Annotated in this window: 13 protein-coding genes; 7 read left to right on the top strand and 6 right to left on the bottom strand. The window is 73.1% G+C overall.

The genetic code is table 11. The features are described 5' to 3' along the window. Positions 1-139 precede the first annotated feature (139 nt). From ACZ6ZI_RS01465 to ACZ6ZI_RS01475, 3 genes are all read right to left on the bottom strand, one after another. Positions 140-3,253 (bottom strand): efflux RND transporter permease subunit, encoded by a 3,114-nt coding sequence (locus tag ACZ6ZI_RS01465; RefSeq protein WP_469514311.1) that lies wholly within the window; start codon positions 3,251-3,253, stop codon positions 140-142. A gap of 179 nt (positions 3,254-3,432) precedes the next feature. Then, entirely contained in the window at positions 3,433-4,152 is a 720-nt protein-coding gene (locus ACZ6ZI_RS01470) for a response regulator transcription factor (RefSeq protein ID WP_363056915.1), read from the bottom strand. A 30-nt stretch (positions 4,153-4,182) separates the two neighbouring features. Continuing rightward, positions 4,183-5,004 (bottom strand): adenosylcobinamide-GDP ribazoletransferase, encoded by an 822-nt coding sequence (locus tag ACZ6ZI_RS01475; RefSeq protein WP_469514314.1) that lies wholly within the window; start codon positions 5,002-5,004, stop codon positions 4,183-4,185. A 70-nt stretch (positions 5,005-5,074) separates the two neighbouring features. On the opposite strand from ACZ6ZI_RS01475, the gene ACZ6ZI_RS01480 reads away from it, so the two are divergent. Then, positions 5,075-5,905: a hypothetical protein gene (locus ACZ6ZI_RS01480; protein ID WP_469514317.1), complete on the top strand. Its 831-nt coding sequence runs from the start codon at positions 5,075-5,077 to the stop codon at positions 5,903-5,905. A 121-nt stretch (positions 5,906-6,026) separates the two neighbouring features. On the opposite strand, the gene pspAA is transcribed toward ACZ6ZI_RS01480, so the two are convergent. Continuing rightward, positions 6,027-6,305: a PspA-associated protein PspAA gene (pspAA, locus tag ACZ6ZI_RS01485; RefSeq protein WP_469514319.1), complete on the bottom strand. Its 279-nt coding sequence runs from the start codon at positions 6,303-6,305 to the stop codon at positions 6,027-6,029. A gap of 13 nt (positions 6,306-6,318) precedes the next feature. Next, a complete protein-coding gene (locus tag ACZ6ZI_RS01490) occupies positions 6,319-7,116 on the bottom strand; it encodes a PspA/IM30 family protein (protein WP_469514322.1) in 798 nt (265 codons plus the stop codon). A gap of 274 nt (positions 7,117-7,390) precedes the next feature. Here ACZ6ZI_RS01490 and ACZ6ZI_RS01495 point away from each other — a divergent pair, with 274 nt between their 5' ends. Together ACZ6ZI_RS01495 and ACZ6ZI_RS01500 are read left to right on the top strand one after the other, a co-directional pair. Then, positions 7,391-7,990: a DUF3043 domain-containing protein gene (locus ACZ6ZI_RS01495; protein ID WP_363056925.1), complete on the top strand. Its 600-nt coding sequence runs from the start codon at positions 7,391-7,393 to the stop codon at positions 7,988-7,990. A 110-nt stretch (positions 7,991-8,100) separates the two neighbouring features. After that, positions 8,101-8,808, top strand: coding sequence for a class I SAM-dependent methyltransferase (locus ACZ6ZI_RS01500; protein ID WP_363056927.1), 708 nt, complete (start codon positions 8,101-8,103; stop codon positions 8,806-8,808). A 60-nt stretch (positions 8,809-8,868) separates the two neighbouring features. Here the strand turns inward: ACZ6ZI_RS01500 and ACZ6ZI_RS01505 are convergent, their stop codons facing one another. Further along, a complete protein-coding gene (locus ACZ6ZI_RS01505; protein WP_363056929.1) occupies positions 8,869-9,078 on the bottom strand; it encodes a glycosyltransferase family 25 protein in 210 nt (69 codons plus the stop codon). Between the two features lie 93 nt (positions 9,079-9,171). On the opposite strand from ACZ6ZI_RS01505, the gene ACZ6ZI_RS01510 reads away from it, so the two are divergent. The 4 genes from ACZ6ZI_RS01510 (at position 9,172) to ACZ6ZI_RS01525 (ending at position 14,266) form a co-directional block, all read left to right on the top strand. After that, on the top strand, positions 9,172-10,386 hold the full coding sequence (locus ACZ6ZI_RS01510) for a bifunctional adenosylcobinamide kinase/adenosylcobinamide-phosphate guanylyltransferase (protein WP_469514327.1): 1,215 nt from the start codon (positions 9,172-9,174) through the stop codon (positions 10,384-10,386). 133 nt (positions 10,387-10,519) lie between these two features. After that, positions 10,520-11,584 carry a nicotinate-nucleotide--dimethylbenzimidazole phosphoribosyltransferase gene (gene cobT, locus ACZ6ZI_RS01515; protein WP_363056933.1) on the top strand — a complete coding sequence of 355 codons (1,065 nt, stop codon included), beginning with the start codon at positions 10,520-10,522 and terminating at the stop codon, positions 11,582-11,584. Between the two features lie 85 nt (positions 11,585-11,669). Continuing rightward, a complete protein-coding gene (locus ACZ6ZI_RS01520) occupies positions 11,670-13,550 on the top strand; it encodes a phosphatidylglycerol lysyltransferase domain-containing protein (protein ID WP_363056935.1) in 1,881 nt (626 codons plus the stop codon). Then, the gene (locus tag ACZ6ZI_RS01525) at positions 13,547-14,266 is read left to right on the top strand and encodes a hypothetical protein (protein WP_469514331.1); all 720 of its coding nucleotides are present in this window, start codon (positions 13,547-13,549) and stop codon (positions 14,264-14,266) included. Before ACZ6ZI_RS01520 ends, ACZ6ZI_RS01525 begins: the two co-directional genes overlap by 4 nt. The last annotated feature ends 13 nt before the right edge of the window (positions 14,267-14,279 follow it).

Raw genomic sequence — 14,279 nt, forward strand, 5'->3', positions numbered from 1 at the left:
TCCGGTGGTCGTCGTCGGCGAGGGCCGGGACACCTTCCGGACCGACATCCCGGGCCGGAGCCAGGGCGGCTGCCACCACGGGTACGAGCAGGGCCCCGAGCGCCGCTTCGTGCGGTGGTCGGGGCCCCTGGGGCTCGGATCAGACCTTGGCCGGGGTCTCCTCGTCGGCCGTGGGCGACGGGACCACCGAGAGGCGGGCCGTCTTCTTCGCGCGGCGGCGTTCCTTGCGCAGTTCGACCATCGTGTAGAGGGTCGGCACCAGGAGCAGCGTCAGCAGGGTGGAGCTGACCAGGCCGCCGATGACCACGACGGCGAGCGGCTGCGAGATGAACCCGCCCTCGCCGGTGACGCCGAGGGCCATCGGCAGCAGGGCGAAGATCGTCGCCAGGGCCGTCATCAGGATCGGGCGGAGCCGGTGCCGGCCGCCCTCGACGACCGCCTCGATCACGCCCAGGCCCTGGGCGCGGTACTGGTTGACGAGGTCGATCAGGACGATCGCGTTGGTCACGACGATGCCGATGAGCATCAGCATGCCGATCATCGCCGGGACGCCCAGCGGGGTGCCGGTGACGATGAGCAGGCCCAGCGCGCCGGTGGCGGCGAAGGGGATGGAGACCAGCAGGATCAGCGGCTGGATCAGCGAGCGGAACGTCGCGACCAGCAGCATGAACACGATCGCGATGGCCGCGAGCATGGCCAGGCCCAGCGAGCCGAAGGCCTCGTCCTGGTCTTCGGAGACCCCGCCGATGGAGGCGGTGGCGCCCTCGGGCAGGTCCAGCGCCTTGAGCCTGGTCTGGAGCGCGGAGCTGATGGCACCGGTGTTCTCGCCGACCGGCTTGGCCGTGATGGTGGCGGCGCGGGCGCCGTCGATCCGGGTCATGGCGACGGGGCCGGGGACCACCTTGACCTCGGCGATGTCACCGAGCCGGACGGGGCCGACGGGCAGGGCCTGGAGTTCGGCGAGGGTGGAGGCCGGGTGGGCAGAGCGTACGACGATGTCCCGCTCGGTGTTCTCGAGTACGGCCTTGCCCACCGGGTTGCCGCGTACGGCCTGGGCGACGACCGCGCCGAGCGCCATCTGGTTCAGGCCCGCCTCGGCGGCCTTGGGGGTGGCGGTGACGGAGATGCGGGGCACGGACTGGGCCAGATCGCTCTGGACGTCGGTGACGTCGTCGAGGGTGGCGACCTCGGCGCGGACCTGCTCGGCGGCCCGGGCGAGCACGCCGGCGTCCCCGGCCTTGACGATCACGCTCAGGTTCTGGCCGCCGAAGCCGCCGCCCGCCGAGAGGGAGGTGTCGCCGATGCCGTCGAGGCCGGCCAGGGCGTCCTGGATGCGCCGCTTGACGGCGTCGGACTCGCCGGCGTCCTCCAGGGTGACCTGGAAGGAGGCCTGGTTGGTGCCCGTACCGCCGCCGAAGGCCGCGAGGAAGCCGGAGGAGCCGACGGTGACCTGGTGGTCCTTGACCCCGTCGACGGAGTCGAGGGCCTTCTCCACCTTGCGGGCGGCCTCGTCGGAGGCGGCCAGGGAGGTGCCGACGGGCAGCTGCTGCTTGACCGTCAGGACGTCCTGGTCGCCCTGGTCGAAGAAGTTGGTCTTCAGCAGCGGGGTCATCCCGAAGGTGACGACCAGCACCACGATCGCGATGGCCACGCTGGTGAGCCGGCGGCGGGTGGCGAAGCCCAGGACCCGTACGTAGAGCTTCTGGAGGCGGCTGCGCGCCTCCTTCTCCTCGGCCTCGCGGCGGGCCCGCTCCGGGTCCTCGGAGGTGCCCTTGGGGGCGCGCAGGAACCAGAACGACAGCACCGGCACCACGGTGAGGGAGACCAGCAGCGAGGCCAGCAGTGCGGCGGTGACGGTGAGCGAGAAGGAACCGAACAGTTCGCCGATCATGCCGCCGACCAGGCCGATCGGCAGGAAGACGGCGACGGTCGTCAGGGTGGAGGAGGTGACCGCGCCGGCGACCTCCTTGACCGCGGTGACGATCGCGGCCTCGCGCTCCTCGCCGTAGCCGAGGTGGCGCTTGATGTTCTCCAGGACCACGATCGAGTCGTCGACGACGCGGCCGATGGCGATGGTGAGCGCGCCCAGCGTCAGCATGTTGAGGGACAGGTCCCGGGTCCACAGCACGATCAGGGCGAGGACCACGGACAGCGGGATGGAGACCGCGGTGACCAGGGTCGAACGGATCGAGGTCAGGAACACCAGGATCACGATGACCGCGAAGACCAGGCCGAGGAGGCCCTCGGTGGTGAGGCCCGAGATGGAGCGGGCGACGGCGGGACCCTGGTCGCTGACGACGGTCAGCTCGGCGCCGGAACCGAGGGTGGAGCGCAGCTCGGGGAGCTTGTCCTTGACGGCGTCGGAGATCGCGACGGCGCTGCCGTCCTTGTCCATGGTCAGGACGAGGGCGAGGCTGGGCTTGCCGTTGGTGCGGGTGAGGGAGTCGGCCTTGGCCGGTTCCTGCCTGACGGTGGCCACGTCGCCGAGGCGGACGGCGCCCTTGCCGGGGCCGGCGGTCAGGCGCAGGTCCTCCAGCTGCGCGAGGGATCCGTAGCCGGAACCGACGCGGACGGTGCGGTTCTTGCCCTCCTCGTCGAAGGAGCCGGCGGGGACGGCCGCGCCGCCCGCCTTGAGGCCCTCGGAGAGCTTCGCGGCGTCGAGTCCGGCGGCGGCGAGCTTCGCGTCGTCGGGAGTGATCGTGACCTGGATGTCGCGCACGCCGTCCACGCTGACCTGGCCGACGCCGTCGACGTCCTCCAGGACGGGGACCACGGAGCGGTTCAGCTGGTCGGCGAGGGCCTGCTGGTCCTTGTCGGAGGTGACGGCCAGGACGACGGTGGGGATGTCGTCGGTGGAGCCGGCCACGACCTGCGGGTCGACCTCGGCGGGCAGCCTGACGCGGGCCCGGTTGACGGCCTGCTGGACGTCGGCGACGAGCTGCTTGGTGCCGCTGTCGCCGTAGTCGAAGGTGGCCCGGATGAGGGCGTTGCCCTCACTGGCGGTCGAGGTGATGCCCGTGATGCCGTCGACGCCCTTGAGGGTGGCCTCGATCGGCTCGACGACCTGCTTCTCCACCACGTCGGGCGAGGCGCCCTGGTAGGGCGCGAGCACGGAGACCATCGGCAGTTCGATGGACGGCAGCAGCTGTTGCTTGAGCTGGGGAATGGCTATGGCGCCGAAGAGGAGCGCCACGATCGACACGAGGCCGACCAGCGCTCTTTGGGCGAGGCTGAAGCGGGACAGCCAGGACATGGGTGGGATCTCTCTGCAGGGGCGGACACGAGGTGGTGCCGTCGGGCACGCGCGAGGCTCCTCAGCCTCGCGCACGCGATGACGCCCCTGCGTCGTTCCCGGGGAGTGTCCTTATGTGCGGCATACCGCGTCCGCAGTACTCCGCCGTACTGCGCCCCGCCGGTCGGCGGGGCGGCGGTTCACTCGGAGCGGGGCCGGACCAGTCCCGACTCGTACGCGACGACCACCAGTTGCGCCCGGTCGCGGGCGCCGAGCTTGGCCATGGCGCGGTTGACGTGCGTCTTGACGGTCAGGGGGCTGACCTCCAGGCGGGTGGCGATGCCGTCGTTGGAGAGTCCGGCGGCGACGTGGACGAGGACCTCGCGCTCGCGTCCGGTCAGCGTGGCGAGGCGTTCGGCGTGCGCGGACCCGCCGGCGGGGGCTTCGGCGGGGCCGCCCTGGGCGAGGAAGCTGGCGATGAGCCCCTTGGTCGCGGCCGGGGACAGGAGGGCCTCGCCGGCGGCGGCGACGCGGATGGCGTTGAGCAGTTCGTCGGGCTCGGCGCCCTTGCCGAGGAAGCCGGAGGCGCCGGCGCGCAGGGCCTGGACCACGTACTCGTCGACCTCGAAGGTCGTCAGCATGACGACGCGGACGGCGCACAGCGCCGGGTCGGCGGTGATCATGCGGGTGGCGGCGAGTCCGTCGGTGCCGGGCATCCGGATGTCCATGAGGACCACGTCGGCCCGCCGGTCGCGGGCCAGGGCGTAGGCCTCGGCCCCGTCGGAGGCCTCGCCGACGACCTCCATGTCGGGTTCCGAGTCGACCAGCACCTTGAACGCGCTGCGCAGCAGGGCCTGGTCGTCGGCGAGGAGCACCCGGATGGGGTTCCCGTCGTGCGTCTGGTCCACGGTGTCGTCCACCCCCCGAGGGTACGTGGCCGGCGCCGGGCCTCAGCCCAGGGCGAGGACCACGAGGGCGGTGGTGACGGCGCTCTCGCAGAGCGCGCCGAAGACGTCGCCGGTGACTCCGTCGAAGCGGCGGACGCAGCGGCGCAGCAGCAGTTCGGCGACGAGCAGGGCGAGCAGGACGGCGGCGACCTGGCGGACGGCGGCGAGCGGTCCGGCCGGGAGGCCGGCGAGGCCGGCCAGGACGACGACCAGGGCGGTGACGGCGGCGGCCGTGCGGCGGGGCACGACGCCGGCGACGGCCGCGCCCAGTCCCTCGGGCCGGGCGGCGGGCACGCCGTCGCGGGAGGCCAGGGTCATGGCGAGGCGGCCGACGACGGCGGCGGTGACGACGGCGAGGGCGCCGCGGGTCCAGTCGTCGGCGTAGGCGTGCGCGAGGGCGGCGACCTGGACGAGCAGGGCGAGGACCAGGGTGACGACGCCGAAGGGGCCGATGTCGGACTGCTTCATGATCCGCAGGGCGGACTCGGCGGGCTTGGCGCTGCCCAGCCCGTCGGCGGTGTCGGCCAGGCCGTCGAGGTGCAGGGCGCGGGTGAGGGCGGCCGGGACGGCGACGGTGAGCGAGGCCGCGAGCAGGGCGCCGCCGCCGAGGGCGAGCAGCAGCGTGCCGGCCAGGGCGGCGAGCAGGCCGAGGACGAGGCCGGCGAGGGGGGCGCAGGCCATGCCGGTGCGGGCGGCGGGGCGGTCCCAGCGGGTGATCCGGGCGGGCAGCACGGTGAGCGTGCCGAAGGCGAAGCGGATCCCGTCGGGGAGGGAGGCCCGCTCGCCGGGGGGCGCCGGCTCCGGATCGTCGATCGAATCTGTCATCGGCGCGAACGCTACCCGCTTACGGTGGGCGTTAAATTACGCATTAGATGTCAAATCGGGAGCTGGTGTCGTGGGTCACTGGTGGTATCGCAACATCATCGAGCCGGGGAAGCTCCCGTTGCTGCTGGCGTTGCTGGCCTTCGTGACCTCGTTCCTGGTCACGCGCGTGATCACGCGGCTCATCCGGGCCGGGAAGGGGCCGTTCAAGAACATCACGCCGGGCGGGCTGCACGTCCACCACGTGGTGCCGGGCGTGGTGCTGGTGATCGTGGGCGGGTTCGGGGCGATCGGCAGCTCCCGGCACAGCTTCGGGGCGGGGCTGTCGGCCGTGCTGTTCGGGCTGGGCGCCGGGCTGGTGCTGGACGAGTTCGCGTTGATCCTGCACCTGGACGACGTCTACTGGAGCGAGCAGGGCCGCAAGAGCGTGGAGATCGTCGTGCTGACGGCCGCCGTGGTCGCCCTGGTCCTGGGCGGCTTCCTGCCCTTCGGCGTCAACGAACTCACCGTGGACGAGCGGCACAGCCGGGGCCTGGTGGTCATGAACACCGCGACCAACTTCTTCCTGGCCCTGGTCGCCCTGTGGAAGGGGAAACCGCGCACCGCGGTGTTCGGGACGGTCATCCCCTTCGTCGCGCTGATCGGCGCCGTCCGCCTGGCCCGACCCGATTCGCCCTACGCGCGGAAGTTCTACGCGAACCGGCCGCGGGCCCGCGCCAAGGCGGGGCTGCGGGCCTTCCACCACGACCGGCGCTGGGCGCGACCGCGCCGCCGGTTCGAGAACTTCATCGGCGGGACCCCGGACCCGGACCACCGCCCCGCGAAGCCCGGCGCGCACGCCGAACCGGACCGGCCCGCACCGGACCGGCCCGCACCGGACCGCTCCGAGCGCGAACGGCCGTGACGGGACGGCCGTGACGGCCCCGGGCCCGGAAACGGCGAAGGGCCGGGAACGGCGAAGGGCCGGGAACGGCGAAGGGCCCGCCTCCCGGGTGTTCCGGGCGCGGGCCCCGCGCGGGTCGGTGTCAGCCCGGGATCAGGCCGTCGTCACGGAGCATCCGCCTGACCTCGGCCAGCGTGGCGTCAGGGGCGGGGAGGATCAGCTCCGACGGCTCCAGCGCCTCGTCCGGGAGCGGCGTGCCCAGGCTCCGCACGGCGCCGAGGAGCGCGCCCAGCGTGCGCCGGAAGCCCGCCTCGTCGCCGCTCTCCATCTCCGCGAGGAGTTCGTCGTCCAGCCTGTTGAGCTCGGCGAGGTGGCCGTCGGCCAGCTCCACCTGCCCCTCCCCCATGATGCGGACAATCATGACGGACCCCGTCCTACTGCTTGTCGAACCGGTGCCGGTTCTCGGACTGCGGCCGGGCGTCGCCCGGGGCGCCGCCCTCGATGGCCTGCTGCTGCGCGGACGGACCGCCCGCCAGCTCGGCCTTCATGCGCTGGAGCTCCAGCTCCACGTCAGTGCCGCCGGAGAGCCGGTCGAGCTCGGCCTGGATGTCGTCCTTGGAGCCGAGGCCGCTCTGGTCGTCCAGGGCGCCCGAGGCGAGCAGCTCGTCGATCGCGCCGGCGCGCGCCTGGAGCTGGGCCGTCTTGTCCTCGGCCCGCTGGATGGCCAGGCCGACGTCGCTCATCTCCTCCGAGATGCCGGAGAAGGACTCGGCGATGCGGGTCTGCGCCTGCGCGGCCGTGTAGGTGGCCTTGATGGTCTCCTTCTTCGTGCGGAAGGCGTCCACCTTGGCCTGGAGGCGCTGGGCGGCGAGCGTCAGCTTCTCCTCCTCGCCCTGGAGGGTCTGGTGCTGCACCTCCAGGTCGCTGACCTGCTGCTGGAGCGCGGCGCGACGGGAGAGGGCCTCGCGGGCGAGGTCCTCGCGCCCCAGGGCGAGCGCCTTGCGGCCCTGGTCCTCCAGCTTGGAGGACTGCCCCTGGAGCTGGTTGAGCTGGAGTTCGAGGCGCTTGCGGGAGGTCGCCACGTCGGCGACGCCCCGGCGGACCTTCTGGAGCAGCTCCAGCTGCTTCTGGTAGGAGTAGTCGAGGGTCTCGCGCGGGTCCTCGGCCCGGTCCAGGGCCTTGTTCGCCTTCGCGCGGAAGATCATCCCCATACGCTTCATGACACCGCTCATGGGCTTCGCGCGCCCCCTTCTGACGGACTTCGCTCCAGGTCACCAACAAGACCCACAGTACGGGCCCTGTCTCTATTACCGCACCGATCGAGTGCGGATGCGCTCCTCCTCCAGGACGACTACGCCGGCCCCGTGTCAGGCGTAAGGAGTAGGTGATCCCCGAGGTAGACCGCGGATCCCCGGCGGGACCCGCGTACCCGTAAGACGCCCGCCGTTGCCGGATCGTTCCCCGCCGAGGTGGGGCCCGTGCCCTCGACCACGTAGGCTTGCTCGTGTGTTTGGTAGCCGCTCCTCCAAGGAAGAGAAGGCCGCCGCCACCGACAAGGTGAGCGCCGACCTCTCGCAGCCCCGTGACCCGCAGGCCCCGAAGGGCCGCCCGACGCCGAAGCGTGCTGTGGCCCAGTCGCAGCGCAAGGCCGTCGTGGCCTCGACCGGCAACCGCAAGGAGGACGCGCGGCGAGCCCGCGAGCGTCGCCGCGAGGAGATGGCCAAGCAGCGCGAGGCCCTGGCCAGCGGTGACGAGCGCTATCTGCCCGCCCGCGACAAGGGACCGGTCCGCCGGTACGTCCGCGACTTCGTGGACTCCCGCTTCTCCGTCGCCGAGATGTTCCTGCCGCTGGCCGTGGTCATCCTGATCCTCAGCATGGTCCGGGTCCCCTCGATCCAGAACATCGCGCTGATGCTGTGGCTCGGCGTGATCGTGCTGATCGTCATCGACTCCATCGGCCTGGTGTTCCGCCTGCGCAAGGCGCTCACCGCCCGCTTCCCGAACGAGCCCCGCCGCGGCGCCGTCGCGTACGGCCTCATGCGCACCCTCCAGATGCGTCGACTGCGTCTTCCCAAGCCGCAGGTCAAGCGCGGGGAACGACCCTGAGCCGAGCGACGCCCGGTACGGACGGGGCGTCGCCGGAGGGCTTCTCGGGGGGAGCCCGGCTCTGGCTGGAGGGTCTGGGGGGACTGCGCAACGCCGTCCGCCAGGAACTCGTGGGCCGGCAGGTCGAGGAACAGATCACGCACCGCTTCCCGGTCGGGCAGCGGCTGCGGGTCCTCGACGTCGGCATGGGCCAGGGCACCCAGGCGTTGCGCCTCGCCCGTGCCGGGCACAAGGTCACCGGGCTGGAACAGGACCCGGCCATGCTGGCGGTGGCGCACGCCGCGCTGGCCGCCGAGCCCGCCGGGATCCGCGACCGCGTCCGCCTGCTGGAGGGCGACGGCCGCGAGACCGGCGCGCACTTCGGCCCGGGCGGCTTCGACGTGGTCCTCTGCCACGGCGTCCTGATGTACGTCTCCGAGGCCGACGCGATGCTCGCCGGGCTGGCCCGGATGCTCGCGCCGGGCGGACTGCTGTCCCTGCTGGTGCGCAACGGGGACGCGCTCGCGCTGCGCCCCGGACTGTCCGGGGACTGGGCCGGCGCCCTGGCCGCCTTCGACACCGTCGACTACACCAACCGGCTCGGCCTGGAGGTGCGGGCGGACCGGCTGGCGGACCTGACGGCCACCCTGTCGGGGATCGGTGCCCCGCTGCACGCCTGGTACGGCGTACGGGTCTTCACCGACGGCACCGAGGCCGGGGAGGCCCTGCCGCCGGAGGAGGAGCTGGAGCGGCTGCTCGCCGCCGAGGAACGCGCCGGCCGCAGCGACCCCTACCGGTCGGTGGCGGCGCTGCTGCACCTGTGCGGCGTACGGGGCTGAGGAAAGGTCCGTCGAGACCCGGAGCGGGCCTCGACGGACGTCGTCCCGCCCGGAGCCGGCTCAGGCCTCCGCGGCCGCGCGCAGGCTCATCACGTAGATCTGCGTGTCGTCCTCGAAGAGGGTGACCTGCTCGGCGCCGCCGTCCAGCAGCTCCTTCCAGACCTCGCCGATCCACGACTCGGCGTCGCCCTGGGTCGTGAACTCCTCCGGCTCCACCGCCGGGCTCGTCTCGGTGCCGTCGGCCTTCTCGAACCGCCACGTCCACGCCATGTCCGCCTCCGATGCTCGTCCGCTTCTCACCTTGAGTGTGCCCGCAGAGTAACCGGGCGCGCACCACTCCCGGGGACGCGGGAAGATCTCCGTGTGGAACTCACCCTGCTCGGCACCGGCACACCCGAAGGACTGCCCCGCCCCGGCTGTCCCTGCGCCGCCTGCGCCGTCTCCGTGGGCCCCCGGGCCCGGGCGGCGACCTCCGTCCTCGTCGACGGGGCGCTGCTGCTCGACCTGACCCCCGGCGCGGTGCTGGCCGGGGCCCGTGCGGGGCATTCCCTGGCCGGCGTACGGCAGGTGCTGCTGACGCACCCGCACGACGGTCCGCCGGTGGAGCTGCCGCCCGGCCTGCCGGCGGCGGGGCGGGTGCCGGACGGGCGGGAGCTCGCGGTGATCAGCGGGCACCGGGTGCGGGCCGTGCCGATGGACGCGCCGGGCACGGGCTACGAGGTCACGGGCCCGGACGGGACCCGGCTGCTGTACCTGCCGCCGGGCGGGGCGCCCGCGGGGACCGACGGCACGGTGGCGCGCCGCCCCTACGACGTGGTCCTCGCCGACGTGCTGGGTCGCCCCGAGGCCCTGGCCCGACTGCGGGCGAGCCGGGCCGTCGGCCCCGCCACCGACGTGATCGCCGTGCACCTGGACCACGACACCCCGCCGGGGCGGGAACTGGAGCGGCGGTGCGCCGCCGCCGGGGCGCGCTCGGTCCCGGACGGCACGACCGTGGTGGCGGGCGCGTACCGCGCGCTGCCGGACGTGCCGCGCCGCACGCTGGTGCTGGGCGGGGCCCGTTCGGGCAAGTCCGTCGAGGCGGAACGGCGGCTCTCGGGGTTCCCGGAGGTGGTCTACGTCGCCACGAGCGGAACCCGTGACGGGGACGCGGAGTGGGCGCAGCGCGTCGGCCTGCACCGGGAGCGGCGTCCGGCGGGCTGGCGGACGGTGGAGACCTGCGAGCTGGTGCCGCTGCTGGAGGACGACGGGCCGCCCCTGCTGATCGACTGCCTGGCGCTGTGGCTGACCGACGCCATGGACCGGGCCGGGGCCTGGGACGACGCCGTGTGGGCGGCCGAGGGGCAGAAGGAGCTGCGGGAGCGGGTCGCCGACCTGGTGGCGGCCGTCCGCGCGACCCGGCGGGCGGTGGTGCTGGTGAGCAACGAGGTCGGCTCCGGGGTGGTGCCCGCGACCGCGTCGGGGCGGCGCTTCCGCGACGAGCTGGGCCGGCTCAACAACGCGGTGGCCGGCGAGTGCGAACACGTCCTGCTCGTGGTGGCGGGGCAGGCGCTCGTCCTCAAGGAACCGCCGGGCTGACCCCGCGTCACACCGGAGCCGGGCCGCGGGTCCTGACAGGAGGCCGGCGGAGGACGGGCGGGGGACGGGCGGGGCGCGGGCGGGGGCGGGACACCCCCTGAGGGAGAGCCTCACCGGCTGTACTCTCTGGCAGATGACCACGCTGAATCTCGACGAGTTCTCCGATCTGATCGAACGCCCCGACGGGGGCGTCCGGCGTGACGCCGAGGATCGCCGTGAGCGGCTGGCCGTGCCGCCCGGCGCGCTCGGCCGGCTCGACGAGCTGGCCGAATGGCTGGCCGCCGCCCAGGGCCGGGTTCCGGTGAAGCCGATCGAGCGGCCCCGCGTCGTGCTGTTCGCCGCCGACCACGGGATCGCCGCCGAGGGCGTCTCCGCCCGGGAGGCCGGCAGCGCCCACACCCTGGTACGGGCCGTGCTCGACGGCACCAGCCCCGTCTCCATCCTGGCCGGCCGGCTCGGCGCGAGCGTACGGGTGGTGGACGCCGGCCTGGACTGCGATCCGCAGCTGCTCCCCGAGGACGTGGTCCGCCACCGCGTGCGGCGCGGCAGCGGACGCATCGACGTCGAGGACGCCCTGAGCGCGCGGGAGGCCGAGGAGGCGCTGCGGCTCGGCATCCGGATCGCCGACGAGGAGGCCGATTCCGGCACCGACCTGGTGGTCCTCGGCGACCTGAGCGTCGGCGGCACCACGGTGGCGGCCACCCTCGTGGCGGCACTGTGCGGCACGGACGCCTCCGTGGTCACCGGCCGGGGCGGGGTCCCCATCGACGACCTGGCCTGGATGCGCAAGTGCGCGGCGATCCGCGACTCCCTGCGCCGGGCCCGCCCCGTGCTCGGCGACCAGGTGGCGCTGCTGGCGGCGGTCGGCGGCGCGGACGTCGCCGCGATCACCGGGTTCCTGCTCCAGTGCGCGGTGCGCCGTACGCCGGTCATCCTCGACGGGGTCGTCTCCGCGGCCTGCGGACTCGTCGCGCAGCGGGCGGCGTTCCGCGCTCCGGACTGGTGGCTGGCGGGCCAGACCAGCGGTGAGCCGGGCCAGGCGAAGGCCCTGGACCGGATGGCGCTCAACCCCGTGCTCGACCACGGCGTCACAGTGGGAGAGGGAACCGGGGCCCTGCTGGCGCTCCCCCTGGTCCAGGCGGCCGCCGCGCTCGCGGCGGAACTCCCGGAGCGGGCCGTGGAACAACCGAACGACTGACACACCGGGCACTACGGGCTGCCTGACCGGTCCGCAGTGCTCGCACTGCCTGCGGACGGCCGGACGCCCCATATCATCGCTTTTCATGGGAGAGGTCCGCTTGACCAGCGCAGACACCGACCGGAGCCTCGATCAGGCCTCCGGCAAGGCATCCAACGGCAGGAAGGAAGCCGGCGGGGACACCGCCGGGAAGCCGACCCGCAGGGGCAGTACCCGATCACGGCGCAGTGCCGCGTTCGCCGTCTGGTACCTGCGGGCCGTCACCTTCGTCAACTTCCTCAGCGCGGTGTGGCTGTCCCTGGGACAGGACCTGCGCCGGCACAACACCGCGGACTTCTACACCCCGTACCTGCTGACGGCCGGTTTCGCCTCGGGCCTGTTCTCGCTGCTGCTGGCCGTCACGATGGGCCGCCGCAAGCGCGCCGCCTGGATCCTCAACCTGGTGGTCAGCGGCCTGCTGCTGCTGGCGTTCGCGGTGGCCGCCTTCGCGCCCTGCGTCGGCGGCGAGCTGAACGTCTGCTACCCGGAGTTCCGCGACCACGCCCAGAACTGGGTCTCCCTGGCCCTGACCGCGGCCTTCGTCGGCGCCCTGTTGCTGGGCCGCCACGAGTTCTACGCCAAGGGCGACCGCTCCAACCCCAAGCTGGCCACGGCCGTCGCCGCCGTCGGCCTGCTCGTCACCTCCCTGGTGGCCGCGCTGCTGGTCGGCGCGACCAACACCGACGCCGACCGGGCGGACGCCACCTTCCTGGCCCGCTGGCGGTACGGCGTGATGCGGCTGATCACCCTGGCGCCCGACGACAAGGCGTACAACGCGATCAGCACGCCCGCCTGGGTGGACGTGTTCATCAACGTCATGTCGATGCTGCTGCTGCTCGCCGTGCTGTTCGCCGCGTTCCGCTCGCGCCGCGCCGTCGACCCCCTCACCCCCGAGGACGAGGAGCGGCTGCGGGCGCTGCTCGCCCGGCAGGGCGACCGCGACTCCCTCGGCTACTTCGCGCTGCGCCGCGAGAAGTCCGTCATCTGGTCCCCGACCGGCAAGGCCGCCGTCACCTACCGCGTCGTCGGCGGGGTGTCCCTGGCCTCCGGCGACCCGATCGGCGACCCCGAGGCCTGGCCGGGCGCCATCGAGCCCTGGCTGGCCGAGGCCCGCGAACACGGCTGGGTGCCCGCGGTGATGGGCGCGAGCGAGGAGGCCGGGCAGATCTACGCGCGCCACGGCCTGGACGCGCTGGAACTGGGCGACGAGGCCATCGTGGAGACCGACGAGTTCACGCTGGAGGGCCGCGCCATGCGCACCGTCCGCCAGGCCTACAACCGCGTCAAGCGGGCCGGGTACACGGTCCGCATCCGCCGCCACGCGGACATCCCGGCCGAGGAGATGGACGTCCTGCTGCGCCGGGCCGACGACTGGCGCGACGGCGCGACCGAGCGCGGCTTCTCCATGGCCCTGGGCCGACTGGGTGATCCGGCCGACGGCCAGTGCGTGATGTTGGAGTGCACCGACGGCAACGGCGACCTGCGCGCCGTGCTGTCGTTCGTGCCCTGGGGTCCCAAGGGCCTGTCGCTGGACCTGATGCGCCGTGACCGCGACTCGGAGAACGGCCTGATGGAGTTCATGGTCATCGAACTCCTGGAGCGTTCAAAGGAGATCGGCGTCACACAGGTCTCGCTGAACTTCGCGATGTTCCGTTCCGTCTTCGAGCGGGGGTCCAAGCTCGGCGCCGGCCCGGTGCTGCGCCTGTGGCGGTCGCTGCTGAGCTTCTTCTCCCGCTGGTGGCAGATCGAGTCCCTCTACCGGGCCAACGCCAAATACCGGCCGATCTGGGAACCGCGGTTCATGCTCTTCGAGAAGAGTTCCGACCTGTTGCGGATCGGTGTCGCGGCGGGCCGGGCCGAGGGCTTCCTGGAGGCACCCGGCCTGCCGAAGTGGCTGCACCGCAGACATCTGGAGACGATTCGTTGACGGCAAGGACGTCGGCCCCACTGCGGCGGTTCGCCCGCCGCGAGTGGGGCCCCCTGCTGCGGACCCTGAGGGACTCCCTCGTCCGTGACCGGTGGCGGGCGGTGCCGATGACCCTCGGCGCCGTGGCCCTGACGTCCGTCTTCCAGCTCGTGCAGAACACGTCCTGGGGCTTCCAGCCCGTCCAGGACCTCGGCTCCGTCAAGGCCGTCGACCCCCTGTGGCTGGCGCTGCTGCGCACCCCGCTGTCCCTCTTCGTCCCCGCCCTGGACCTGCCCGTGTGGGGGGCCCTCGCGCAGATCCTGCTGGTCTTCGGCATCGCCGAGATCTGCATCGGCTGGTGGCGGACGCTGGTCATCGGCTACCTCGCCACCCTCGCCGGCACCACCTATGCCCGCATCGGTCTCGCCCTGGGCCCCGACCACCCCTTCGGCCTGCCGGACTCCGACCGGATCGTCAACGACACCGGGCCGTCGGCGGCCGTGGTGGGCCTGGCCGTCTACGTGTGCTGGCGGTACCGGGCCTACCTCACCGGGGCCCTGGTGGTGCTGGCGATGATCGGCGAGATCATGGTCAAGGACAACCTGGCCGGCAAGGAACACCTCGCGGCGATCGCCGCCGTCCTGCTGCTGTGCGTCGCGCAGGCGAAGTGGGAGGCCGCCCGCCCGGCCCGCACGGGCGGCCGCGGCGAGCCCGTACCGTATCGGGGTGACGACTGACCTCGGGCCCTTC

This window comes from Streptomyces sp. NPDC103540 (genome assembly GCF_055584445.1).

What these genes read in the sequence shown, in the direction of transcription:
- ACZ6ZI_RS01465 (WP_469514311.1), bottom strand. Translation starts at nt 3,253, where the DNA reads ATGTCCTGGCTGTCCCGCTTCAGCCTCGCCCAAAGAGCGCTGGTCGGC.
- ACZ6ZI_RS01475 (WP_469514314.1), bottom strand. Translation starts at nt 5,004, where the DNA reads ATGACAGATTCGATCGACGATCCGGAGCCGGCGCCCCCCGGCGAGCGG.
- ACZ6ZI_RS01490 (WP_469514322.1), bottom strand. Translation starts at nt 7,116, where the DNA reads ATGAGCGGTGTCATGAAGCGTATGGGGATGATCTTCCGCGCGAAGGCG.
- cobT (WP_363056933.1), top strand. Translation starts at nt 10,520, where the DNA reads ATGACCACGCTGAATCTCGACGAGTTCTCCGATCTGATCGAACGCCCC.
- ACZ6ZI_RS01505 (WP_363056929.1), bottom strand. Translation starts at nt 9,078, where the DNA reads ATGGCGTGGACGTGGCGGTTCGAGAAGGCCGACGGCACCGAGACGAGC.
- ACZ6ZI_RS01520 (WP_363056935.1), top strand. Translation starts at nt 11,670, where the DNA reads ATGGGAGAGGTCCGCTTGACCAGCGCAGACACCGACCGGAGCCTCGAT.
- pspAA (WP_469514319.1), bottom strand. Translation starts at nt 6,305, where the DNA reads ATGATTGTCCGCATCATGGGGGAGGGGCAGGTGGAGCTGGCCGACGGC.